Source organism: Streptomyces pimonensis, assembly GCF_041380215.1.
GTDB classification, from domain to species: Bacteria; Actinomycetota; Actinomycetes; order Streptomycetales; family Streptomycetaceae; genus Streptomyces; species Streptomyces pimonensis.
This window is the reverse complement of the sequence record NZ_JAHWZY010000016.1, coordinates 14,483-36,831: the sequence shown is the minus strand read 5'-3', so window position 1 is coordinate 36,831 and position 22,349 is coordinate 14,483. Positions and strand designations below refer to the sequence as shown.

Below are 22,349 nucleotides of genomic sequence, written 5' to 3'. Positions count from 1 at the left end.
GGCCGGTCAGGAGCGCCGGACGGAGTCCGCCAGCCAGGCGAGCGCGGCCCGTGCCGTGAACTCCTCCTGCCCGCCGCGCAGCAGCAGGTCGGCGGTGGCGAACCCGGGGGCGTCGGCCTGGGCGGCGACGTAGGGGATTGCGATGCAGCGCATCCCGGCCGCGTGCGCGGCGGCGGCGCCCGGGGCCGCGTCCTCGACCACCACGCAGTCGGCCGGGTCCGCGCCGATCCTGCGGGCCGCCTCCAGGAAGACGTCGGGGGCCGGCTTGCCATGCGCGACCTCGTCGGCCGCGACGACGGTGCGCAGATGCGTGTCCAGGCCCGTGCCGGGCAGGATCGCCCCGATCGCCTCGGGTGAGGAGCCGGACGCCACGGCCATCGGCACCTCCTCGGCCGCCAGCAGCTCGACGAACGCCCGCATCTGCGGGTACACCCGCGTCGAGGCGGCGGCCAGCCGCAGGTAGTGGCGGTTCTTGACCGCGAGCAGCTCCTCCACCGGGGCGGACAGGTCGTACCGCTCCCGCCAGTCGGCGATCGTCTCCCGGGTGCTGATCCCGACGTAGCGCTCGTGCTCGGCCCAGGAGAAGTCCGGCACCCCGTACTCGGCGAGGGTCCGCCGGCCCGCCTCGTAGTAGTTCGGTTCGCTGTCCACGAGCGTTCCGTCGAGATCGAAGATGACCGAGAGGCTGCCGAGAGTGTTCATGGGGTCCAGGATGGCAGGACTCACCTGCGCGCCGTACGGCCGATCGACTCGACCAACGGCAGCAGCCGGTGCGGGACGCGTTCGCGCAGCGCCACCTCGCTGCGGGTGCGGACCACGCCGGGCAGGCTGATCAGCTTCTGGATCACGTCCTCCAGATGCGCGTTGTCGCGCGCCACGACCCGGGTCAGCAGATCGCCACCGCCGGTGATGGAGAACGCCTCGACGATCTCCGGTACGGCGGCCAGCGCGTCGCCCACCTCGTCCAGGTGCCCCTGGGTGACCTCGATGTGCACGAACGCGAGGACGGGATGGCCCAGCGCGGCGGGGGAGAGGGCGGGGCCGGTACCGGTGATCACTCCCTCGCGCTCCATACGGTCGAGGCGGGCCTGAAGGGTGCCGCGGGCGACCCCGAGGATCCGGGCGTACTCCCGCACGCTGGTGCGGGGCTGTTCCAGCAGTAGCCGCAGGATGCGGGTGTCGAGTGCGTCCACGGCCATCGGGCGCCACGTCCCCGGGTCGGCCATTGGCACTTCGATGGCCGTAGGAATGCCGCGATCACTGTACCAATGGCCCACTCTCACAAGAACCTGTTGAGCCACTGGTGGAAAGGATGCTGATATAGATGAGTCGATGGCGCTGCGGACGACCCCGCGGCGCCTTTTTCGTGCCACGGCGCACACCATCGGATCTCCCAGGGGGCGGTACGTGCTGAAGAGGGTGTTCACGGCTCCGGACCCGGGCCGGACGCGGCTGCGCTTCGCGGCGCGGGCCGTGCTCGGCATCGGTCTGGCCGTCGTCGTCTGCGGTCTGGCCGGACACTCGCTCACCGGCGTCGTCACCGGTGGGCTCGCCGCGCTGCTCGCCCTGTTCACCGTCACCGACGCCACGGTCCGCGGGCAGGCCGTCACCACGGCGCTGCTGCCCGCCGTCGGCCTGCCGGTGCTCGCCGCCGCGGCCGTGCTGCACGACCACCCGGTCGCCCGCGACCTCACCTTCCTCGCCGTGGTCGGACTCGGCGTGTACGCGCGACGCTGGGGCCCGCGAGGCCACAGTCTCGGGGTCTTCGCGTTCATGACCTATTTCGTGGCGCAGTTCCTGCAGGCGGGGACCGGCCAGCTTCCCGAGTTGTACGCCTCCGTCCTGCTGTCCCTGCTCGCCGCGGCCGCGGTGCGCTTCGGGCTGTGGTGCTACGAGCGCCGACTGCCCCCGCCCGTCGTACCGGCGCCGCCCGGCGGCACCGGACTGGCCCGTGTGACCACCCGCCAGGCGGTCCAGGCGACCGCAGGCGCGGGCTTCGCCCTGGTCGTGGGCCAGCTGGTGTCCGGGCAGCGCTGGTACTGGGCCGTCGGCGCCACCTGGTGGGTCTTCGTCAACACCGCCTCGCGCGGCGAGACCCTGGTGCGCGGCTTCCGCCGGGTGCTCGGCACCGTCATCGGCATCGGGCTCGCGCTCTTCGTCGCCGTCCCCGCGCACGGGGACGGGCCGTCGACCGCCCTGGTCGTCGCCGTCGCGGTCTTCGGGATCTTCTACACGGCCGCCGTGTCCTACACCTGGATGATGCTCTGGGTGACGGTGCTCGCCGCCATGCTCTACGGCCTGCTGGGCGTGCTCACCCCCGGCCTGCTGGCACTCCGGCTCGTGGAGACCGCCGTCGGCGCGCTCGGCGCCGTGCTGGCGGTGGCGTTCGTCCTGCCCGTGACCACGCACAGCGTCACCGACGCCTGGATCCAGCGGGCCCTGCGCTGCGTCCACGCGTGCACCGCCGAGGCGGCCGCCCGGCTGGCCGGGAGGGCGGACGCCGACCCGGCGCCGATGGTGGCGGAGCTGGAACAGCTGCTCGCCCGGGTACGGCTCTCGGTCGCCCCGCTGGTGCATCCGCTGAACCCCGTGCTCGGCCGCAAGCGGCGCGCCCGGCGGGTGCTCGACCTGCTCGACGACTGCGCCCGGGAGATCCGCGGCCTCGTCGCCGTCGCCGCCGACCCGGCGGCCTCGCACGACGCCCGTCTGGCCGCCGCCTGCTGGCGCGTCGAGGCCGCCGTCGAGGCACTCACCGGCGGCCGGGACATCACCGTACGGACCTCCCCGGCCGGGACGGAACCCGCCCTGGCCCACCTCTACGGCCTGGAACGCGCCCTCGCCGAGCTGGCCGCGCCGCTGCGGGCGCCGTCGGGCTCCCCGCTGGTCGGGGCCTGAGCCGCACGGGCGCCGGGTCTGTGGCCCGGACCCGATGTGGTCGGCTGCTACCGTCGCCCAGGTCGGCAGCGGACGAGAGGGGACAGCCGTGGCGGACGGCGGACGGCGGGCGTTCATCGGGTCGTTCACGGCGGCGGGAGGCCCGGGCATCGTCACCGCGGCCGTCGCCCCCGACAGCGGTGCGCTGACCGTCCTGAGCACCCTGAACGCCGTGCCCGACCCGTCCTACCTGGTCCTGTCGCCCGACGGCCGCATGCTGTACGCGGTCAGCGAGACGGCCGAGGGCGCCGTGGCGGCGTTCCGCGTGACCGGGGACGGGCCGGAGCCGGCCGGGCGCCGGGTGCGGGTGGACGGCAGCGGGCCGACCCACCTCACTCTCTTCGCCGGACACGTCCTCACCGCGAACTACGGCTCCGGCAGCGTCAGCGCCGTCCCCGTCCGCCCGGACGGCAGCCTCGCGCCGGTGTCCGGGGTGTTCCGGCACAGCGGCTCCGGTCCCCATCCACAGCGTCAGCAGGGCCCGCACGCCCACCAGGTGCAGCCCGACCCGAGCGGTCGCTGGGCGGTCGGTGTCGACCTCGGCACGGACTCGATACGGGTCTGCACCCTGGCCGACGGAGTGCTCGCACCGTACCGCGAGACCGCCCTGCGCCCGGGCTCGGGCCCGCGGCACCTGGCCTTCCACCCCGACGGGGCGTACGCGTACGTCCTCAACGAGCTCCGCCCCACCCTCGTGGTCTGCCGCTGGGACGCCGTCGGCGCCGCGCTGGGACCGCTGGCCGAGGTCCCGGTCCTGCCCGGCGCCCCGGCCGGCGACGCCTACCCGTCCGGGGTGGCCGTCTCGCCCGACGGACGCTTCGTGTGGACCGCGACCCGCGGCGAGGACGTCCTGTCGGTGTTCGCGGTCGAGGGGAGGGGCAGGGTGCTGGTCCTGGTCGCCACCGTCCCCTGCGGTGGGCGCTGGCCCCGCGCGATCACCGAGTCCGACGGTGTCCTGTACGTCGCCAACGAGCGTTCCGGGGACGTGACCTGGTTCGCGCTCGACCCGGACACGGGAGTGCCGCGACGCGCCGGCTCCGTCCCGGTGGCCGCGGCGTCCTGCGTGGTCACCGGCCGGCCGGGAGCCTGAAGGGGCATGACGAAGGGCCCGCGGCGGAGAACCGGAGCGGGCCCTTTCGGCGTCGTGCGGGAGCCGGCCGGGTCAGCGGGCCGGGGTGCTCTGCGCCTGCTGCGGGGCGATGCCCAGCGCGGTCGTGTACTTGGCCAGCGCCAGCTTGCCGATCGCCGGGTACGGGCCCAGCGCCTCGGCGGCGGAGCACCCCACCTCCTTCGCGGCCTCCTCGACCAGGCTGGCGTCGATCTCCGGGCCGATCAGGTACGGCGCGAGCGCCAGCTGTTGCGAGCCGGAATCCCGCAGCTGCTCGGCCACGGAGGCGATGGAGCCGTCCTGGTCCAGGGCCGCCGCCATCACCGGAACGGCGAGGCGCGCGGCGAGCAGCATGCCGGTGATCCCGGCCGCCTGCACGGCCTCGTCACCGCCCACGGAGGCCAGGATGATGCCGTCCGCCGCGGTCGCCACGGTGAACAGGCGGGCACGGTCGGCGCGGGCCAGACCGGCCTCGGAGAGCCGCACGTGCAGCGCCTCGGCGAGCAGCGGGTGCGGACCCAGCACATCGGTCAGTTCCGCGGCGACACGGCTGTCCATCACGGCCTGGCGGACCTGGCGCAGCAGCGCGCCGTCCGGACCGGCGAGCAGCGGCACGACGACGGCGACGGGACCCTCGGGTTCCCTGACGTCCATGCCTGCGGCACGGGCCTGCTCGAAGCGGGCCGTGCGCTCCCCGCCCGCGTGCGTGAGGACGGACGTCAGCGAGGGGAACTCCTCGCCGTCGCCGTCGAGGTAGCCGATCCGCGCGTCCAGACCGGGCAGCTCGGAACGGGCGATGCTCACGACCTCGTCGGCGAGCGAGCGGGTGGCACTACTGGGCGCACCCGGCACGGCGAGGACGAGCGCGGGCGCGTCCTCGGGAGCCACCAGCGGCTCGGGACGGCGGTGCCGCCCGGGCTGACGGGGGCGCGGCATTCGTACTGGCAGGCCGGACGCGGGCCCAGTGGGGGTGCTCATATTGCCGCATGTTAGTGGCTTCCCGGATTCCCCTGTTCGGGGAGGGTGCAGGTGAGCGGTATCCGTCCGGTTTTGTCTGATGAGTTACGTACGGACGCCGGCCGCCCGGGTGACGACCTCACCTTCAGGGCCCGTCACACACAACATCCTCTCGTCGTACGGAAGGGTGAACGAGCCGGCGAGGAGGTCCTCCGCGACGCGGACCGCCCCGTCCAGGGGGTCTCCTTCGGCCATGACCCACCGCACCCCCGGCAACCGCTCGGTCAGCTCCTCGTCCAGGGGGTCGAGCAGCGCGGCGCCCATCCGGAACAGGCCTCCGGCGAGACCGATCACCGGCGCGTCCGCCGCCGGGCACACCGCCTCGGCGGAGTCGGCCATGTGCCGGGCCGCGGCCCGCAGCACCTGCACGGCGACGGGGTCGCCGTCGGCCGCGCACTCGCCCACCCGGGGCGCGAAGGAGGCGAGCACGGCCGGTCGGCCGGTCCGCGGATACAGCCGGCCGGGCAGTTCGGCCGCCGGACCGAACACGTCCTCCGCGGCGGCCAGCAGCCGCGTGGAGCCGCCCCGCCGTCCGTCGTGCGCCCGCAGTGCCGCCTCCAGCCCCGCCCGCCCGACCCAGGCGCCACCGCCGCAGTCGCCGAGCAGGTGGCCCCAGCCGTCCGCCCGGCGCCAGCCGGTCAGGTCGGTGCCGATCGCGACCAGACCCGTACCGGCGGCGATCACCGCACCCGGCCGCGGCCCGAGCGCACCCACGTACGCGGTGACGGCGTCCGCGGCCAGCGCCGCCCGTCGCACGCCCAGCTCACGGTGGAGCGCGTCCGGCAGCTCCGCGCGCAGCGCGTCCCCCAGCCCGGCCAGCCCGGCCGCGCCCACGACGGCCACCTCCGGCCGCTCGATCCCGGCCTCGGCGCACAGGGCCCGGGCCATCGGCACCAGCCGCTCCACGAAGTGCCCCGGATCGATGCCACGCCCACCGGTCCGCACCGGTCCCCCCGAAGCGGCGCGGGCCAGCGGGCCGCGTCCGCCGGCCCCGACGGCCGCCCGCAGACCGGAACCCCCGGAGTCCACGGCGAGGAAACCGGGCCCGGTCACGGCAGGCGCCAGTCCACCGGTTGGCCGCCCTGCCGGATCAGCAGGTCGTTGGCCCGGCTGAACGGGCGGGAGCCGAAGAAGCCGCGGTCGGCGGACCTCGGCGACGGATGGGCCGACTCCACCGCGGGCAGATCGCCCAGCATCGGGCGGCAGTTGCGGGCGTCCCGCCCCCACAGGATGGAGACCAGGGGCTTGCCCCGGCCGGCCAGCGCCCGTATCGCCTGCTCGGTGACCTCCTCCCAGCCCTTGTCGCGGTGGCTGCCCGGCCTGCGCGGGGCCGTCGTCAGCGCCCTGTTGAGCAGCAGCACGCCCTGCTCGGTCCAGGGGGTGAGGTCGCCGTTGGACGGCTGGGGCAGCCCCAGGTCGGTGCCGAGCTCCCGGAAGATGTTGATGAGGCTGCCCGGCAGCGGCCGCACCTCGGGCGCGACCGAGAACGACAGTCCCACCGCGTGTCCCGGGGTGGGGTACGGGTCCTGCCCGACGATCAGGACGCGTACCTCGTCGAAGGGCTGCTGGAAGGCCCGCAGGACGTTCGCTCCGGCCGGGAGGTAGGTGCGTCCCGCGGCGATCTCCGCACGCAGGAAGTCCCCCATCGCGGCGACTCGTCCGGCCACCGGCTCCAGGGCCTTCGCCCAGCCCGCTTCGACGATTTCATTCAAGGGTCGTGGTGCCACGGGCGTCACCCTACTGCCGCGACGGCGGCGGGGATCAACCGGTGGCCGGGACCGGACGGAACTTTCGTGCGGCTGATGCGGCTGATGCGGCTCATGCGACGACCGCGGCCCGTACGCACAGCACGTCCGGCAGGTGCGACGCCAACTGCCGCCAGCTGTCGCCGTCGTCGGCGGACGCGTACACCTCGCCGTTGCGGTTGCCGAAGTAGACGCCCGCCGGGTCCGCCCCGTCGTGGCACATCGCGTCGCGCAGCACCGTGCCGTAGTGGTCCTCCCGCGGCAGCCCCGCCGTGAGCGGCTCCCAGTTCCGGCCCCCGTCCGTGGTCCGGTAGACCCGGCAGCGCCGGCCGGCCGGCACCCGGTCGGAGTCGGCGTTGATCGGGAACACGTACGCCGTGCCGACGCGGTGGGGGTGGGTCACGACCGTGAAGCCGAACGTCGACGGCAAACCCTCGCCGATGTCCGTCCAGCTTCCGCCCGCGTCGTCGCTGCGGTACACGCCCCAGTGGTTCTGCAGGTACAGCCGGTCCGGGTCGCCCGCGTCCCGGGCGACCTTGTGCACGCACTGCCCGAACTCCGGGTTCGGGTCCGGCAGGAACACCGCGGACACCCCGGAGTTGGACGGGGCCCAGATCGTACCGCCGTCCAGGGTGCGGAACACGCCCGCGGTGGAGACGGCCACCGTCACGGCCCTCGGGTCACGGGCGTCGGTCAGTACGGTGTGCAGCCCCTCACCGCCGCCGCCGGGCACCCACTTCGCTCGCGTGGGGTGCTCCCACAACGGCCGGACCAGCTCGAAGGTCTCCCCGCGGTCCTCCGAGCGGTACAGCGCGGCCGGTTCCGTCCCCGCGTACACCACGTCCGGCTCGGCTTCGGACGGGTGCAGCTGCCAGACCCGCTCCAGCGAAGCCCCCGTGTCCTTGGGGAACCTGACGGCGGGCCGGGCCGGTTCGGTCCAGCTGCGCCCCAGGTCGTCGGAGTGGAACACCGACGGGCCCCAGTGCGCGCTGTCCCCGGCGGCCAGCAGCCGCGGACTCCCGCCACGGGTGTCGACGGCGACCGAGTACACGGCCTGCGCGTTGAAGTAAGGGTTCTCGTCGAACTCCCAGGCGCCACCCCGCCGGCGCCCGATGAACAGGCCCTTGCGGGTGCCCACGGCGAGCAGTACCTCGGTCATGCCGATCACCTCCGAGACGTCTTCGTCGACGTCCTCGTTCCAGGACTCCGGTCAGTCTGCACCCCACCACTGACAGTCGCCCCTGGATCGGCGCCGCCGCAGGCCGTACGGGACGTCGCGCGGGACGCCCCGTACGGCCGTCACCCGTGGGGGCTACCGGTAGGTGATGTCGGACGACGCGTACTTGCAGTACGTGCTGTCGGGGCCGGAGCCGTTGCTGCTCGGCTCGTCGCCGTCGTCGTTGCCGATGTACTTCTGACAGGGGACGATCTTCCTGCTGCTGTCCCCGATGATCGTGATGTTCCGCAGGGTCGCGCTGTCGCCGTAGTTGGTGTTGATGCCGGCGATCCTGCTTCCCTTCCAGGTCACCTCGATGGTGTTGAGGTTGATCGTCCGCTTGTACTGCGTGGAGCAGTTGCCGCAGGAGCGGACGAAGGTGCCGAAGTTCTTGACCGCGAAGTTCGACACGTTCAGCGTTCCGGCCCCGTTGAACTGGAACACCTTGTCGCCGGCTTCCTTGGCGCCGCCGCCGCTGACGGTGTAGACCGACCCCGAGGACTTGCCCTTGAACGTGGCGGCGTCCTCGCCGACGTCCTCCCACCAGACGTTCTGCAGCGTGCAGGAGCCCTTGCAGTGGACGCCGTCGGCCGCGGGGGCGCCCAGGACGACGTTCTTCAGGACCGCGCCGTCCGCCAGTTCCAGGATCGGGCCCTGGTCCTCGTCCTGGCTGCCGGAGCCCAGGTCGCCGGTGCCGTACAGGCGCTTCATCCCGTAGTCCTTGGTGCCGGACACGGAGATGGTCGAGGAGACGCCCTGGCTGCCGTTCGCGGTCGGCCAGGTAGTGGCGCTCACCGAGGACGCACCTGTAGTCATGAGCATGCCAATGGAGAGGCCCAGGGTGGCGAGTGCGCCCGTCAGTGCGCGGACGCGTGGTCGTTTCGCGGAAGTCATGTCGTTCCTTCTGCCGTGGTGTGGGGGTACGAGCCATGTGCGTGAACGACGTTCGGGATCGTGCGCGACAAGCCCGCCCGGTTGACGTGGGCGGGTCATGCTGCTGAACGGAAGGTATGGGGCAAGCGCTTTCTGGTCAACGTCTCGCGCGCATCGCATTCGGCCGGGAAAGGCCGACGCCGGTGGCCCGGGGCGCGAGGAGGCGCCCCGGGCCACCGGCGCGGTGGCGGACGGTGCTCAGACCGAGCGGTGGTACTGGTCCGGTACGTGGACCTCGCCGCCCAGTTCGCGGGCCGCGTGCCGGGCCCACGAGGGATTGCGGAGCAGCTCGCGGCCGAGGAGCACCGCGTCCGCCTCGCCGTTGGCCACGATCTTCTCCGCCTGCTCGGCGTCGGTGATCAGCCCCACGGCGGCGACCGGCATCGGCGTCTCGTCGCGCACCCGCGCGGCGAAGGGGACCTGGTAGCCGGGCCCGGTCGGGATGCGGACGCCGGAGGCGTTGCCGCCGGTGGAGACGTCGAGCAGGTCGATGCCGTGGGCGTGCAGTTCGGAGGCGAAGCGGACGGTGTCGTCCGGGGTCCAGCCGGACTCCTCCAGCCAGTCCGTGGCCGAGATCCGGAAGAACAGCGGCTTGTCGTCCGGCCACTCCTCGCGCACGGCGTCGACCACCTCGAGCGCGAACCGCGTCCGGTTCTCGTACGAGCCGCCGTAGGCGTCGGTGCGGTGGTTGGAGTGCGGGGACAGGAACTCGTTGATCAGGTAGCCGTGGGCGCCGTGGATCTCGGCCACCTCGAACCCGGCGGCGAGCGCGCGGCGCGCGGCGGCGCGGAACTGTTCGACGACGCCGCGGATCCGGCCGGCGGACAACTCGTCCGGCACCGGGTGCCGCTCGTCGAAGGCGACCGCGCTCGGGGCCACCGGCTGCCAGCCGTGGGCGTCCGGCCCGACCGGCGCGCCGCCCTTCCAGGGCCGCTCGGTGGACGCCTTGCGCCCGGCGTGCGCGAGCTGGACGGCGGGGACGGTGCCCTGCGACGCGAGGAAGCGGGTGATCCGGCGGAACGCCTCGACCTGGGTGTCGTTCCAGATGCCGAGGTCGTAGGGCGAGATCCGGCCCTCCGGCGACACGGCGGTGGCCTCCACGACGATCAGCCCCGTGCCGCCGACCGCGCGGGCCGCGTAGTGCGCGAGGTGCCAGTCGCCGGGCGCACCGGCCCCGGGCCCTTCGGGAGCGGCCGAGTACTGGCACATCGGAGGCATCCACACCCGGTTGGGAACGGTGACGGCGCGCAGGGTGTACGGCTGGAAGAGCGTGCTCACGACGGGCTCCATTCGGCGGGGGCCGGGGCGGGGGCGAGTCGTACGATAAACATCGTAGTACGGGAGATGTCAAACTACGATGGTTCTCGTACCCTGAAGGTCCCCGTACCGAAGGTGAGCCGCCGTGACGACCGCCTCCTCCGCCTCCAGCAGCCGCGATCTGCCGCACCCGGCGCGCGAGGAGATCCGGCTGGAGGGGGTCCTGCACGCGCTCTCCGACCCCGTACGGCTGCGGATCGTCCGCGAGCTCGCCGCCGAGGGCGTCGAGCTGTCCTGCTCGTACTTCGATCTGCCGGTCACCAAGTCCACCACCACGCACCATTTCCGGGTGCTGCGCGAGAGCGGTGTGATCCGGCAGGTCTACGAGGGCACCGCCAAGATGAACGGCCTGCGCCGGGGGGACCTGGACGCCCTGTTCCCGGGGCTGCTCGACTGCCTGCTCACCGCGGCCGCCCGCCAGGCCGTCCGCCACGACGTGCCCTGACCGTCCGGGGCGCGGACGCGCCCCCTCCCGTCCCGGGCGGGGTCACCCGTCCGCTCCGTGAGCCGCCGACAGGAGGGACTCCCAGTCGGGGAGCTTGACGACGCTCCGGCCGAGGGAGGCGCCCAGCCGGGCCTCCGCCCGCTCGATCGCCTGCCAGCCCGCCCACGCGACCGGTTCGACGCCCTCGGCCCGCAGCGCCGCCAGCGGGTCGCCGGGCAGGTCGCGGTCCGTGAGGAAGGGTGCGTCCCGCAGCAGGGAGGACACCGTCTCCTTCGCGCAGGGCCGGTTGGTGCCGATGACGCCCGTCGGGCCCCGCTTGATCCAGCCCGCCACGTACTCGCCCGGAGCGGCGGTGCCCTCCCGCAGCACCCGCCCGGCGAGATGCGGCACCGTGCCGCGGTCCGGGTCGAACGGCAGTCCCTCCAGCGGCACCCCGCGGTACCCCACCGAGCGGAGCACCAGCTGTGCCTCGATGTCCTCGAACCGCCCCGTGCCCGTGACGCCGCCGTGGCCGTCCGGCACGGTCCGCTCGAAGCGCGCCGCGCCCACCCTGCCCTCCCGGGCGACCAGTTCGACCGGGCGGAGGAAGAAACGCAGCCGGATCAGCCGCCGGGCGCCCGGTGCCGGCGCCCCGGCCCAGCCGCGCAGCACCTCGACGTTGCGGCGCTGCGGGGCCGGCAGCGCGGACGGGTCCGTGTACGCCGGGTCCCGCGCCGCCTCGGCCGGGTCCACGGCGAGGCCCGTCTCCGGCAGGGTCCCCAGTTCGCGCAGCTCCTTGGTGGTGAAGCGGGCCTGGGACGGGCCGCGCCGGCCCACCATGTGGATGCGGTCCACCCGGCCGGCCGCGAGCGCGGTCAGGGCCGCGTGCGGTATGTCGGTCGGGCTCAGTTCCGTCGCGCCCCGGGCCAGGATGCGTGTCACGTCCACGGCGACGTTGCCCATCCCGATGACCACCGCGGACCGCACCCCGCGCAGGAAACCGTCGTCGACGGCGTCCGGGTGCGCGCTGTACCAGGACACGAACTCCGTCGCCGACCAGCTGCCCGGCAGTTCCTCGCCCGGGATGCCCAGCCGCCGGTCCGCGGCGGCGCCCACGCAGTACACCACCGCGTGGTACAGCTTCCGCAGCCGCGCGACCGGCACCCCGCCCGGTCCGACCGGCACTCCGCCGAGGAAGCGCACGCGCTCGTGCTCCAGGACCGTGCGGAGGGTGTTCTGCAGGGACTTGATCTTCTCGTGGTCCGGCGCCACGCCGTAGCGGACCAGGCCGTACGGACACGGCAGCCGGTCCAGGACGTCCACGCGCACCCGGGCGTCCTGCTGGACGAGGCTCTGGGCGGTGTAGCACCCACTCGGCCCGGAACCGACGACGGCGACACGCAGCACGGCGGAACTCCTCACCCGGGGGATCGACAGGAGATCGCTGGTGTCTCCAGCATGACACCGTCCGCGCTCCGCTGACAGGGTGCCGTCCGCCGCCCGGGGTGCGTGTTCCTACGGAGGGAAACTGATCACACGGTTACGTTGCGTGTGTGCTCGAGGCATCTTTTCTTCATCTTTCCGATCGTTCTCCGGTGGAGGGCGCGGTGTCCGTGTGGCCCGCGTGGGAGGTGCGGGAGGGGGAGTGGGCGACGCGGTGGCTCCATGTGCGGCTGGCCTTCGACGACGGGGCCCGTATCGACGCGCTGGCGACGGTGTGCGAGGGATGGGTCTGCGTCGAGGACGTACGGGCCCGGCCCGCGCTGGCCCTGGAGGACCTCCCCCTGTTCGCCGACTGGATCGAGGGGCCGCTCGCCCGGGCCTGCGGTGCCGCGGCCGAGCCGGATCCCGGGGGCGGGGCCGGACCGGACCCCGGCGCCGAGACCGAGCCGGATTCCGGGGGCGGGGCCGAGCCGGGCGCGCACCGGGAGCGGCCCGCCCGGCCGAGGGAGCCGGCGGGGTACGGTCCCGTGGCACGCGCGTACCGCGCGGCGCAGGAACGGGGAGCCGATCCGGTCCTCGCCGTGATGGACGAGACCGGGTACAGCCGGCGCGGTGCGCTCAGACTCATCGGCCGGACGCGCGACGCGGGACTGCTGCCCTCGCGGCACGCCCGGCGCTGAGCCGCCCGGCGCTGAGCCGCCCGGCCGGGCGCCGGCCGGGCGGGACACGTGTGGCGCACCGTCACATCAGGGCGCGCATCCGGCTGATCTCGCTGGTCTGCTGGGCCACCACGTCGTCCGCCATCTCCTCCATCCGGATGTTGTTGCCCTGCCCCTTCAGTTCGGTGGACATGGTGACCGCCCCCTGGTGATGCGTGATCATCAGGGTGAGGAAGAGCTGGTCGAAGGCCTTGCCGTCGGCCGCGCGCAACTGCTTCAGCTGGGCCTGCGTGGCCATCCCGGGCATCGTCGCGTGCTCGTGCCCGTGCCCGTCGTCCCGCTCCGCCTTGTCGTGGCTCCTCAGCCAGCCCTTCATCGCCTCGATCTCCGGCTGCTGCGCGGCGGCGATGCGCTCGGCCAGCTTGACGATCTTCGGCGATTCGGCGCGGTCCGGCACCAGTGCGGTCATCTCCAGGGCCTGCGCGTGGTGCTGGATCATCATCCGCACGTAGGACACGTCCGCCGAGTTGGGGGAGTCGTCCTCGACGCGCTGTCGTCGGGCCTCCTCGGCCGACAGGGTCCGGTTGGCCTCCCCGGGCTCACCCGGCGCGATGACCGAGGGGCCGCCCCCGGCGGCCGACCCGGTCTCGCCCGTGCCGGAGTCGCAGCCCACGAGCCCGAGCAGGGCCAGAGCGGTCAGCCCGGCCGCGGCGACGGACACGCGTGACACACGGCGGTAGTGCACAAGGACCTCCTGTGGCTGGCGGGTTGCAGGACACCTCGTGAGTGTCGACGACCGTCCTGGCATGCTTCCGCGCGACAGTGATCAGAAAACTTCGTTGCACGTGTGTTACCCCCTGTTGGTATGTGCATGCCCATGGCGATACTGCCGGTGCGAGAACCGTTCCGAGGTGAACGGAACCAGGGAGGAAAACAGTGATCCTGTTGAGCGTTTCCCGAACCCAAGGCAGACGCCTGGGAGTTGCCGCGGCGGCCGGCGGACTGCTGGCCGCACTGCTCACCGCCGCGCCGGCCGCGGCGATCCCCGACCCCGGAGACTCGCCGGCCTCCGGCAAGGAGGTCTCGCGCAGCGCCCAGGCCGAGGCGCGCGAGGCCGTCCGGAGCGGCGAGATACCCGGTCAGGACGAGATCGTCCACTCCGGCAACATCCGGCACGTGGCCAACATCCCCAAGGACGCGCTGCCCGGCACCAACTCGGACCTGGCCTTCCAGGGCCGGTACGCCTTCGCCGGCAACTACGACGGCTTCCGCATCTTCGACATCAGCAACCCGAAGGCGCCGAAGACGGTGGCCCAGGTGCTGTGCCCCGGCTCGCAGAACGACATCTCCGTCTCCGGCGACCTGCTGTTCCTGTCCACCGACTCCTCGCGCAGCGACAGCAGTTGCAACAGCACCACGCAGCCGGCGACCGAGAAGTCCTCGTGGGAGGGCATAAAGGTCTTCGACGTCAGCGACAAGCACAACCCGCGTTACGTCGCCGCCGTCGAGACCGCCTGCGGCTCGCACACCCACACGCTGGTGCCCGAGCGCAGGAACGTCTACATCTACGTCTCCTCGTACTCGCCGAACGCGGCCTACCCCGACTGCCAGCCGCCGCACGACGGCATCTCGGTGATCAAGGTGCCGCGCAAGGCCCCGCACAAGGCGGCGCTGGTCGGCTTCCCGGTGCTGTTCCCGGGTGAGGGCCCGGACGGCGGCGGCAACCCCGGCGGGCCCACCAACCCGGGCGTCGCCAAGACCACCGGCTGCCACGACATCACCGTGCTGCCGTCGAAGGACCTGGCGGCCGGCGCCTGCATGGGCGACGGCATCCTGTTCTCCATCAAGGACCCCGAGCGGCCCGAGGTGATCGACCGGGTGCAGGACAACGTCAACTTCGCGTTCTGGCACTCGGCGACCTTCAACCAGAAGGCGAACAAGGTCGTCTTCACCGACGAGTTGGGCGGCGGTGGCGGCGCCACCTGCAACGCGGAGATCGGCCCGAACCGCGGCGCGGACGGCATCTACGACATCGTCGGCACGGGCGACCGGCAGAAGCTGGTCTTCCGCAGCTACTTCAAGATCCCCCGTCACCAGGCGGACACCGAGAACTGCGTGGCCCACAACGGCTCGCTGATTCCGGTCAAGGGCAAGGACCTGATGGTCCAGGCCTGGTACCAGGGCGGCGTCTCCGTCTGGGACTTCACCGACTCCTCGAAGCCGAAGGAGATCGCCTACTTCGAGCGCGGTCCGCTGAGCACGGAGCGGATCATCACCGGCGGCTCCTGGTCGGCGTACTACTACAACGGCTACATCTACTCGAACGACATCGCCAAGGGCTTCGACGTCCTGAGGATCGACGACCGGCGCACGGACCCGGCCCGCCGGGTCCACCTGCGTGAGCTCAACGTGCAGACCCAGCCGGACTACTTCGACTGAGCGTCCGGCTCCGTGGCGAAGAACCGGGAGATGTCCGTCTGGTCCTTCCCGCCCGTCCCGCCGGGCACCTCGGTGTCCGGCGGGACACCCATCTCCCAGTCGAGCCGGTAGCGCTTGAACAGCTCCGCGCGCAGCACCGGGACAGGCATGGGCGCGCCCGGCATCAGGGCCGCGTACACGGCGCCCATCAACAGGGCGCGCAGCATCGGATAGTCCGCGTCCACCTCGTGGGAGCCGTGCCGGGCGACGGTGTCGCCCAGCAGTTCGGCCAGCCGCCGCTGCTCGGGGCAGGGCAGGAGCCCCTCGGCCTGCAGCAGTCCGGCCATGTGCTGACGCATCAGCAGCGGCCGGTCCCGCGCCAGGCCCAGGATCGCGTCGATGGCCCGTGCCATCCGCTCCCGGCCGTCCTCGGTGCGCGGCTCCCGCTCCAGGGCCTCCTCCAGGGTGCGGTGCATCAGCCGGTGCACGGCGGACTGCACGAGCTGGCGTTTTCCCGGGAAGTAGTACGACACCAGGCCCCGCGCGGAGCCCGCCCGGTCGGCGATGTCGCCCAGCGTCGTCGCCTCGTACCCGTGCTCGTCGACCAACTCCACGGCGGCGTGCAGAAGCCTCTCCTTCGAACGCCTCCGCAACTCTTCATTGACCAGGGCGCTGCGCGGGGACATGCTGGACTCCTGCGTTGACTGGTTGCCAGCCAACTATACTCAGCGCGTCCGGTGAGGCCCCCTGACGGGTCTTTCCGGGGTGCCGTTCACCTCGGGCGACGCGGGGGATCGTCCGAGGTGAACGGTCAGATTCCTAACGGGAACCGCAACCCCTGCTGTTAAAGCCCAGCTCGGATGCCCTCTCCATCATGCCCCAGCACCGCCCTTCGGGCCATGTTCGTTGGGTGTGGGAGATTCCTGGGAGATCAACTCGCTCCCCTTCTTCCGCCGCGGCCGGGCCGGCTCCCACTCCCCGGGGTCGTCCACCACGGCCACCGACGCCTCCCACAGCTTCTGCAGGTCGGTCGCGATCTCCTTCTCCATCGCCAGCGTCGTGTGCGAGTAGGTGCCCTCGACGCCCGGGATGGTGTGCCGCATCCGCTCCTCGACCGCCACCCGCGGATGCTTCAGCTCGTCCAGCCACACCTTCATACTGTGCCGCAGCCCGTGCGGCACCAGATTCTCGATCCCGGCGACCGCCTGCATGTCTGGCAGCCGAGAGGGCCGGCCGAACCGGTCCGTCTGCGCCCTGTGGCCGTCCACGAACCGACGCCAGATGTCCGCGTAGAAGTACGCGCCGACGTCCATCTTCTTGCCCCGTGCGCTGGGAAACACCCACTCATGGGTGTGGGAGGCAAGCGTCTCGCGCAGCAGCTCGGCGAGGAACGGCGGCAGGATGATGCTGCCCGTCGACTCGTACTTCGGCGCCACCTGCGCTTTCTTGCCGTCCACGTACTGGGACTGCTCCTGCACCAGCAGACGGCACCCCTGGCCGTGGTCCTCGAGGAGCAGGTGCTCGCGGCGCAGGCCGGCGACCTCCGAGATCCGCAGCCCGCAGTAGGCGATCGTGAGGACCATCGTGTAGCCGACCAGGCCACGCATCTCACGCGCGTTCCGGGCCAGCAGATAGGCCTGGCGGGGCGTGGCGATGACGACCTCGTCGTGCTGCTGCTTGCCCTTGTACCGGCCGCGCCGCCGTGACTTGAGAGTGGGCACCGGGTTGTCGGCGCGGACCTTCGAGGAGACGGCGTCGTCGAACATGACCCGCATCACCGACATGACGCTCTTCACGTAACGCGGCTTGTACTGCTTCCGCAGTTGCTGCTCCCACACCTTCACCGCGACCTCGGACACGTCCCCCACAGGAACGTCCTTCCACCGCGGCAGGATCACCGAGCGCAGCCTCTGCCGGTAGGTGGTGTCGCTGCGGTTCGCGAGCTCCACCGACTCGATCCAGAGTTCCGCCCACTCGCCGACGGTGATGCGGCCGTTCCTCGGGTCGAGGAACGTTTTGCGCCGCACGTCCGTCTCGAGGCCGGTCGCGTAGTCCTTGGCGGCCCTCTTCGTCGTGAACGGCTGCCCGTTGTCGTCTCGGGTGACCGACCCCCAGGTGCCGTCGGGGCGCTGATATCTGCCCCGCCACCGGTTTGGGCCCCGCTTCTCCGCATACGCCATGGATCACCTCACCGAACCCGCGTGTCAGCCGGTGACGGCGCGCAGAGCTGTACGGACTGCCACCTCGTCCAGCCGCTGCCAGCCGGTGACAGTGGTGCTCAGCATCTGCTGCATGATCTGCGCGCCGCGCTTGGTGATCAGCTTACGGTCGACGTAGACGGTGAACCGCCCGTCGTCCCGGTCTTCCACCCACATGTCAACGTTGAACGGCATTCCTGAAACACGCACAACCCGCACGCTCATAGGTCCCCCAAGACCCCCGCGGGCGCCCCTCCCTCGTGGTGCTGATATGAGATCACATTCGGGGCGGCTTAGGGAGGACATGTGTGCGATTGGTGCGCGCCCGGCTACGAGCCGTTCGCGGCCTGGGGGTCGTCATCCTCCTCGTCGGGCAGCCGTTGCAGCCGGCTCTCGGCGCGCCGCCAGGCGAGTAGCGCTTCCTGGATCTCCTCGGGGGTGGCCTCGGGCTGGCCGTGGACGACGACGGTCATGCGGACGCCCTTGACACCGGGGAGCTGGATGACTTGGGAGTCGAGCAAGGTGTCGTCGCTCTCCAGCTCGTCGACGATCCGTAGGGGGAGCTTCTCGCGCAGCTTGTCTTTGCCGCCGCGGAGGCTGGCAGACGTTTCGCGGGCGGCTGCGGGGGTGGGTTCGCCGCCGTTGAGGATGGTCATGCTGGAGCCCGCCGCCCATCCGAGGTGAGGTTCGATCTTGTCGATCGAGGGTGGAATGCGGCCGGGCCGGCGGGAGGGGTCTTCGAGGTTCTGGACGGTGCCTTCGCTGATGCCGGCGAGTTCGGCGAGGGCGAGCTGTGTGAGGCGGCGTGCTTCGCGGGCCGCTCGGATGGCGCTTGCGAGCTTTGGCCATTGCAGCTTGGTCCGGTCCTCTGTCATGGCTTTCATCATGCCGCACGGTTAGGCAACGCGCACCCACCGAATCCCCCAATTGACCAGGATTGATCGGTCTTAGGGGGCGCTTTTTGTTGCTTCGTTAGCCCCTCGTTGCGCCTCCACCCCGTAAGTACGCCGGTGCGCGCCGTGCACCTCTGGCCATGGTTCACGCCGCAACGGCCCAACGGGCACCAGATGGAACCCAGCGAACACCCAACGAATCCCGGTGAATGCCTTGCGCTTCCATCCTCGATGCGTCTACGTTGTGCCTGTGAGACACAACGGAGCCGCAATGAAGGCAATCCGCGAGGCACAAGGAATCAGCCTTCGGCAGCTCGCAGCAGACATCGGCCGAGACCCCGGCTTCCTCTCCCGAGTCGAGAAGGACCAACAGGGCGCGGGGGCCGAAACCCTCCACCGCTACGCCGACCGTCTGAACGTGCCCATAACCGCGATAACCCACAAGGAGACGCCCCGTGATCAGGAATGACCTGGATCCCCCCACTGCGGCCGGTGCGGGGGGAACCACCGAGATCGACACCACGCTCATCCTGCGGCTCACCTCCGCGGTCGAGCAGCTGACCTCCATGCAGACCATGGCCAGCCTCGAACTGCGCTGCTTCACCCCCGAAGAGGCCGCCGCGATCCTCGGCAAGACCGAGAACTGGGTCGCCGAGAACATTCGGGCCCGCCGGATCCCCTTCACCTACGTCGGCAGGACGCCGCGCCTGACCGCCGACCACATCCGGCAGATCCAGGCGCAGGGCGAGGTCCTCCCGCACAGGTACGCCAACGCCGCCTGAGTCGGTCCGTGCTGCTGCTTGACGGCAGCGAAGAGGCCGCCCCCGCGCCTACGGGAACGGCCTCGTGATCCACCCCTACCGAGCCAGTCGAAACGAAAGGGGCTTCACGTGAAGCCATCATCCCAGACCACCGGGACCATAACGGTCCGGGTCTGCGACCGAGGCACCGGCCGCGACTACGTCGGCGTCCGTATCCGCAAGGTCACGATCTCGGACCGCTGCCCACAGTGCGGTGGCCCTCGCGGTGTCGACACGATCCGCAACCACAACTTCCACGAGGACGGCGAGTGGCTGTCCGTGGACCGTTGGACCAACCCGTGTGGCCACATCGACATGTACTCCGCCGTACTCGTCGAAGCCCGCGACCGCTCGGACGGTGCGGCATGAGCGAGCTGACGCTGATGGTGCAGGTCGACGGTCAGATTCGGCCGCTGGCCGACTGCACATGGATCACGTGGGCGCCGTGCGGCTGCCCCTGCGGAGCCCTCACTGCCGCGTTCGGTGACGAAGCGTTCGCTACCGAGGAGCAAGCGTGGCGCGAGCACTACCCGCTGAAGCGTGAGCGCGACAAGTACCAGCGGCAGGGCTATCGCATGGAGCTCATGAGCTGGGACCGCTACCGCGCCGAGGTAGACCTTGCCGCCCGATGCCCGCACGTCAAGGCCAAGGAGGCGGCCCGATGAGCGACCGTCTGACGCCCGAACGTGAAGCCGAGATCGCCAAGCGTGCCGACGCCGCCAGCAGGGGCCTGTGGGGCTCCCACCGCGACCTGAACGGCGCGTACACGATCCAAGCCCGGCCTCGGACCACCCGCTACGGCATGGAGAACGACGGCGACATCGCCACCCTCGCCGCCGACCGGACCGATGCGGAGAGCTACGCGAACGCCCGCTTCATTGCCCACGCCCGTGAGGACGTCCCCGCGCTCCTCGCCGAGCTGGCCGCGGTCCGCGCCGAACGCGACCAGGCGCGGGCACGCATCGCCGAGCACATGCACGAGGCGGCGTGCCCCGTCGCTGAGATCCAGATGCGGATGCTCGGCTGCCCCGGCTTCGAGGGCAACCCGGTCGCGCCCGACTTGTGCGCCGGCTGCCACGAGCCCCGCGAAAACCACGAAGCCCTCACCACCAACCCCGGGCCGAAGGAGGCCGCATCGTGAGCGCTGACATCTACGGCGGGATCACCGTCGACCTGCACGACGCCCCGATCCGCTGCGAGTACGACCGCGACATCGACGGCAAGCAGATGGCCCGACTCGTCATCGGTGAGCCCGGCAAATCGCTCGCCATCACCGTCACCAACTCCAGCCCGGACACCGTCGCCGAGCTCGCCGAGGCCGTCGCCCAGCTCGCCGCCTGGACGAAGCGGCAGAACCTCCGGGAGGTGGCCTGACATGGCGGCGGTCGTCGAGGCCCGTCCTTTAGCGGACCTGGAGCAGGACGCCATCGCCCGCGTCGAGGCCGAGTTCGCGCGCCGGGCCCGCGGGGTGAAGCCGTGGACGCCCGCCGAGTACGTCGACCGGATCGCCCGAGTCCACGCCCGCTACGAGCAGCGCCGCCAGTGGCTGCGCCTTCACGAACAGGGGACCGTCTCATGACCGCACACGTCGACATGGGCGCGCTGCCGCCGGTGATGTCCGTCCCGGGCCTCGCCCGCTGGCTCGGCGTCGACACCGACCCGCCGCCGCCCGTCGACACCGACTCGCTCGCCGAGATCGCCCGGCTGAGCGCCCGCGAAGCGGAACTCGTCGCTGAGCTGGCCGCCCTCCGTGAACGCGACTTCGAGCTCCGCACCGCCCGCGACTTCGCCGACACCGAAGCCGCCGGCTACATCGACCGCACCGGACTGGAGACGCCGTGACCATCACCGACCTGATACCCGGCCTGAAGGGTCACGGCAGGCGCCGCGCCGTCGACAAGGTCGAGGAGCTCAGCGAGGACGTGAGGAGTCTCCTCACTTTCAAGATGGCCGCCGACGACTTCTTCGCGCTCCTCACCCAGGACCGCGACGACGTGTACGCCTGCTGGGACGAGGAGCGGAGCAAGCGGCACGAGGCCGAGGAGATCGTCGTCCAGCAGCTCGCCAGCATTGAGGCCCTGCGCGCCGAGAACGACCAGCTGTACGCCGAGCTTCTCGCGCTCAAGGCCGCCGCGGCGAATGCCGGTGCGGTCACCGTCCCGCCGATGGTTCGCCCGATCGACGGGCCCGAGGACCAGGCGACCGCACCCATCGACGTTCGTCCCCTGTGGGCGGCCCGCGACGCTGGACTCCTCGGCCCCGGCGACGACACCCAGCCCATCGAGGGCATCTGACTCGCCGCCCAGGCCGGATGACACCGGCCGGCCGGGCGGCGCAGCAAGAACCCCCGAGCGCGGCAATCGCCCGGGGATCCGACACCAGCATCCCACGGAGGGATTCCCATGACCGCCATCCTCGCAGCCGAACTGCACGCGGTGATCAAGCAGGTCGTCCCGCACATGAGCGACGACGACACCCTGCCCGTCATCAACTCCATCCATCTGGAGGTCGCCGACGGCTACCTCTTCGCCACCGCCACCGACCGCTTCACCATCGCCACCGCCCGCGCTGACGTCGCGGCCGAAGCCCACTGGACCAACGTCCACATCCCCGCGGAGCAGCTGGCCACCGTGCAGGAGTGGCTCAAGGCCGCGCTCGGCACCGTCACCATCGACATCGTCGAGGACAACGACGCCATGGCCGTCACCTTCCAGGCCAAGGGATCATCCCTGCGAGTCGAGTACAACGCCCGCGCCTACAAGCGGTTCCCGGACTGGCGGAAGCTCCTCCTCAAGGCGCTCGGCGACGCGAAGCCCGTCCCGATGACTGGGGTCACCACCAAGTACCTCGCCCGCTGGGAGGAGGCCGCCAAGACCATGCAGTACTGGCAGTCCCGGCCGGGCGCCCCGATCGTCTTCATGGACGAGATGGGCCACTTCATCGGCATGCAGATGCCGGTCGTCCACAACGTCACCCGCGAGGACCTGCTCGCGAAGTGGGAGTCGGTCATGGCGCCTAAGGCCCTCGTCAAGGGCCGGGAGTACCGACTCGACATCGAGTGGGCCGACGCGCAGGGCGACCCCTGGAAGTACACGGGCCGTGACGCCAATGACGGGGAGCCGCTGATGCAGCTCGTCGGCATCGCCGAGGACCACCCGCTCAGCACGGTCATCGCCGAGTTCGGCCCGCTCACCCCGGCCGCCTGACCCGACCGAGCCGGCGGTCGCGTCGAGGCCCCCGCTCC

Annotated in this window: 28 protein-coding genes and 1 pseudogene; 15 read left to right on the top strand and 14 right to left on the bottom strand. The window is 71.7% G+C overall.

Going from position 1 to position 22,349, the window contains the following annotated elements; genetic code table 11:
* Positions 1–6: 6 nt before the first annotated feature.
* Both KYY02_RS17605 and KYY02_RS17600 read right to left on the bottom strand, forming a co-directional pair.
* Positions 7–702: an HAD family hydrolase gene (locus KYY02_RS17605; RefSeq protein WP_371238919.1), complete on the bottom strand. Its 696-nt coding sequence runs from the start codon at positions 700–702 to the stop codon at positions 7–9.
* 20 nt (positions 703–722) lie between these two features.
* Positions 723–1,199 (bottom strand): Lrp/AsnC family transcriptional regulator, encoded by a 477-nt coding sequence (locus KYY02_RS17600; RefSeq protein WP_371238918.1) that lies wholly within the window; start codon positions 1,197–1,199, stop codon positions 723–725.
* 208 nt (positions 1,200–1,407) lie between these two features.
* Between KYY02_RS17600 and KYY02_RS17595 the strand changes: the two genes are divergently transcribed.
* Both KYY02_RS17595 and KYY02_RS17590 read left to right on the top strand, forming a co-directional pair.
* Positions 1,408–2,895 (top strand): FUSC family protein, encoded by a 1,488-nt coding sequence (locus KYY02_RS17595; RefSeq protein ID WP_371238917.1) that lies wholly within the window; start codon positions 1,408–1,410, stop codon positions 2,893–2,895.
* A gap of 88 nt (positions 2,896–2,983) precedes the next feature.
* Entirely contained in the window at positions 2,984–4,024 is a 1,041-nt protein-coding gene (locus KYY02_RS17590; RefSeq protein ID WP_371238916.1) for a lactonase family protein, read from the top strand.
* 72 nt (positions 4,025–4,096) lie between these two features.
* On the opposite strand, the gene KYY02_RS17585 is transcribed toward KYY02_RS17590, so the two are convergent.
* From KYY02_RS17585 to KYY02_RS17560, 6 genes and pseudogenes are all read right to left on the bottom strand, one after another.
* Positions 4,097–5,020: a sirohydrochlorin chelatase gene (locus KYY02_RS17585; protein ID WP_371238915.1), complete on the bottom strand. Its 924-nt coding sequence runs from the start codon at positions 5,018–5,020 to the stop codon at positions 4,097–4,099.
* A gap of 84 nt (positions 5,021–5,104) precedes the next feature.
* Positions 5,105–6,112 carry an N-acetylglucosamine kinase gene (locus tag KYY02_RS17580; protein ID WP_371238914.1) on the bottom strand — a complete coding sequence of 336 codons (1,008 nt, stop codon included), beginning with the start codon at positions 6,110–6,112 and terminating at the stop codon, positions 5,105–5,107.
* Positions 6,109–6,786, bottom strand: a complete 678-nt coding sequence (locus KYY02_RS17575; protein ID WP_371238913.1) for a uracil-DNA glycosylase — start codon at positions 6,784–6,786, stop codon at positions 6,109–6,111. The genes KYY02_RS17580 and KYY02_RS17575 overlap by 4 nt, the downstream gene beginning before the upstream one ends.
* 91 nt (positions 6,787–6,877) lie before the next feature.
* A pseudogene (locus KYY02_RS17570) lies at positions 6,878–8,033 on the bottom strand (WD40/YVTN/BNR-like repeat-containing protein).
* An 83-nt stretch (positions 8,034–8,116) separates the two neighbouring features.
* Positions 8,117–8,914 (bottom strand): pectate lyase, encoded by a 798-nt coding sequence (locus tag KYY02_RS17565; RefSeq protein ID WP_371238912.1) that lies wholly within the window; start codon positions 8,912–8,914, stop codon positions 8,117–8,119.
* Positions 8,915–9,151: 237 nt separating this feature from the next.
* Entirely contained in the window at positions 9,152–10,231 is a 1,080-nt protein-coding gene (locus KYY02_RS17560; protein WP_371238911.1) for an NADH:flavin oxidoreductase/NADH oxidase, read from the bottom strand.
* Positions 10,232–10,355: 124 nt separating this feature from the next.
* Between KYY02_RS17560 and KYY02_RS17555 the strand changes: the two genes are divergently transcribed.
* Positions 10,356–10,715 carry an ArsR/SmtB family transcription factor gene (locus KYY02_RS17555; protein ID WP_371238910.1) on the top strand — a complete coding sequence of 120 codons (360 nt, stop codon included), beginning with the start codon at positions 10,356–10,358 and terminating at the stop codon, positions 10,713–10,715.
* 42 nt (positions 10,716–10,757) lie between these two features.
* On the opposite strand, the gene KYY02_RS17550 is transcribed toward KYY02_RS17555, so the two are convergent.
* A complete protein-coding gene (locus KYY02_RS17550) occupies positions 10,758–12,101 on the bottom strand; it encodes an FAD-dependent oxidoreductase (protein ID WP_371238909.1) in 1,344 nt (447 codons plus the stop codon).
* 200 nt (positions 12,102–12,301) lie between these two features.
* On the opposite strand from KYY02_RS17550, the gene KYY02_RS17545 reads away from it, so the two are divergent.
* Entirely contained in the window at positions 12,302–12,817 is a 516-nt protein-coding gene (locus KYY02_RS17545) for a DUF6214 family protein (RefSeq protein ID WP_371238908.1), read from the top strand.
* 61 nt (positions 12,818–12,878) lie between these two features.
* Here KYY02_RS17545 and KYY02_RS17540 read toward each other — a convergent pair whose 3' ends face one another.
* Positions 12,879–13,541, bottom strand: coding sequence for a DUF305 domain-containing protein (locus KYY02_RS17540; RefSeq protein WP_371238907.1), 663 nt, complete (start codon positions 13,539–13,541; stop codon positions 12,879–12,881).
* Positions 13,542–13,732: 191 nt separating this feature from the next.
* On the opposite strand from KYY02_RS17540, the gene KYY02_RS17535 reads away from it, so the two are divergent.
* Entirely contained in the window at positions 13,733–15,235 is a 1,503-nt protein-coding gene (locus KYY02_RS17535; protein ID WP_371238906.1) for an LVIVD repeat-containing protein, read from the top strand.
* Here the strand turns inward: KYY02_RS17535 and KYY02_RS17530 are convergent.
* The 4 genes from KYY02_RS17530 to KYY02_RS17515 form a co-directional block, all read right to left on the bottom strand.
* A complete protein-coding gene (locus tag KYY02_RS17530; RefSeq protein WP_371238905.1) occupies positions 15,223–15,900 on the bottom strand; it encodes a TetR/AcrR family transcriptional regulator in 678 nt (225 codons plus the stop codon). The two genes, KYY02_RS17535 and KYY02_RS17530, sit on opposite strands and share 13 nt — an antisense overlap.
* A gap of 186 nt (positions 15,901–16,086) precedes the next feature.
* The gene (locus KYY02_RS17525; RefSeq protein ID WP_371238904.1) at positions 16,087–17,394 is read right to left on the bottom strand and encodes a tyrosine-type recombinase/integrase; all 1,308 of its coding nucleotides are present in this window, start codon (positions 17,392–17,394) and stop codon (positions 16,087–16,089) included.
* 24 nt (positions 17,395–17,418) lie between these two features.
* Positions 17,419–17,607 (bottom strand): hypothetical protein, encoded by a 189-nt coding sequence (locus KYY02_RS17520; protein ID WP_371238903.1) that lies wholly within the window; start codon positions 17,605–17,607, stop codon positions 17,419–17,421.
* Positions 17,608–17,741: 134 nt separating this feature from the next.
* Positions 17,742–18,287: a helix-turn-helix domain-containing protein gene (locus KYY02_RS17515; protein ID WP_371238902.1), complete on the bottom strand. Its 546-nt coding sequence runs from the start codon at positions 18,285–18,287 to the stop codon at positions 17,742–17,744.
* 289 nt (positions 18,288–18,576) lie between these two features.
* Between KYY02_RS17515 and KYY02_RS17510 the strand changes: the two genes are divergently transcribed.
* The 10 genes from KYY02_RS17510 (at position 18,577) to KYY02_RS17465 (ending at position 22,311) form a co-directional block, all read left to right on the top strand.
* A complete protein-coding gene (locus tag KYY02_RS17510) occupies positions 18,577–18,774 on the top strand; it encodes a helix-turn-helix domain-containing protein (RefSeq protein WP_371238901.1) in 198 nt (65 codons plus the stop codon).
* Positions 18,761–19,087 (top strand): helix-turn-helix domain-containing protein, encoded by a 327-nt coding sequence (locus KYY02_RS17505; RefSeq protein ID WP_371238900.1) that lies wholly within the window; start codon positions 18,761–18,763, stop codon positions 19,085–19,087. The genes KYY02_RS17510 and KYY02_RS17505 overlap by 14 nt, the downstream gene beginning before the upstream one ends.
* Before the next feature lie 108 nt (positions 19,088–19,195).
* Positions 19,196–19,474, top strand: a complete 279-nt coding sequence (locus tag KYY02_RS17500; RefSeq protein WP_371238899.1) for a hypothetical protein — start codon at positions 19,196–19,198, stop codon at positions 19,472–19,474.
* Complete coding sequence (locus tag KYY02_RS17495; protein ID WP_371238898.1) at positions 19,471–19,770, top strand: hypothetical protein; 300 nt, start codon at positions 19,471–19,473, stop codon at positions 19,768–19,770. The genes KYY02_RS17500 and KYY02_RS17495 overlap by 4 nt, the downstream gene beginning before the upstream one ends.
* Positions 19,767–20,246: a hypothetical protein gene (locus KYY02_RS17490; RefSeq protein ID WP_371238897.1), complete on the top strand. Its 480-nt coding sequence runs from the start codon at positions 19,767–19,769 to the stop codon at positions 20,244–20,246. The genes KYY02_RS17495 and KYY02_RS17490 overlap by 4 nt, the downstream gene beginning before the upstream one ends.
* The gene (locus KYY02_RS17485; protein WP_371238896.1) at positions 20,243–20,479 is read left to right on the top strand and encodes a hypothetical protein; all 237 of its coding nucleotides are present in this window, start codon (positions 20,243–20,245) and stop codon (positions 20,477–20,479) included. Before KYY02_RS17490 ends, KYY02_RS17485 begins: the two co-directional genes overlap by 4 nt.
* A 1-nt stretch (position 20,480) precedes the next feature.
* The gene (locus tag KYY02_RS17480; protein ID WP_371238895.1) at positions 20,481–20,684 is read left to right on the top strand and encodes a hypothetical protein; all 204 of its coding nucleotides are present in this window, start codon (positions 20,481–20,483) and stop codon (positions 20,682–20,684) included.
* Complete coding sequence (locus KYY02_RS17475; protein ID WP_371238894.1) at positions 20,681–20,947, top strand: hypothetical protein; 267 nt, start codon at positions 20,681–20,683, stop codon at positions 20,945–20,947. The genes KYY02_RS17480 and KYY02_RS17475 overlap by 4 nt, the downstream gene beginning before the upstream one ends.
* Positions 20,944–21,399, top strand: a complete 456-nt coding sequence (locus KYY02_RS17470; RefSeq protein ID WP_371238893.1) for a hypothetical protein — start codon at positions 20,944–20,946, stop codon at positions 21,397–21,399. The genes KYY02_RS17475 and KYY02_RS17470 overlap by 4 nt, the downstream gene beginning before the upstream one ends.
* A 108-nt stretch (positions 21,400–21,507) precedes the next feature.
* The gene (locus KYY02_RS17465; protein WP_371238892.1) at positions 21,508–22,311 is read left to right on the top strand and encodes a DNA polymerase III subunit beta family protein; all 804 of its coding nucleotides are present in this window, start codon (positions 21,508–21,510) and stop codon (positions 22,309–22,311) included.
* Positions 22,312–22,349 lie beyond the last annotated feature (38 nt).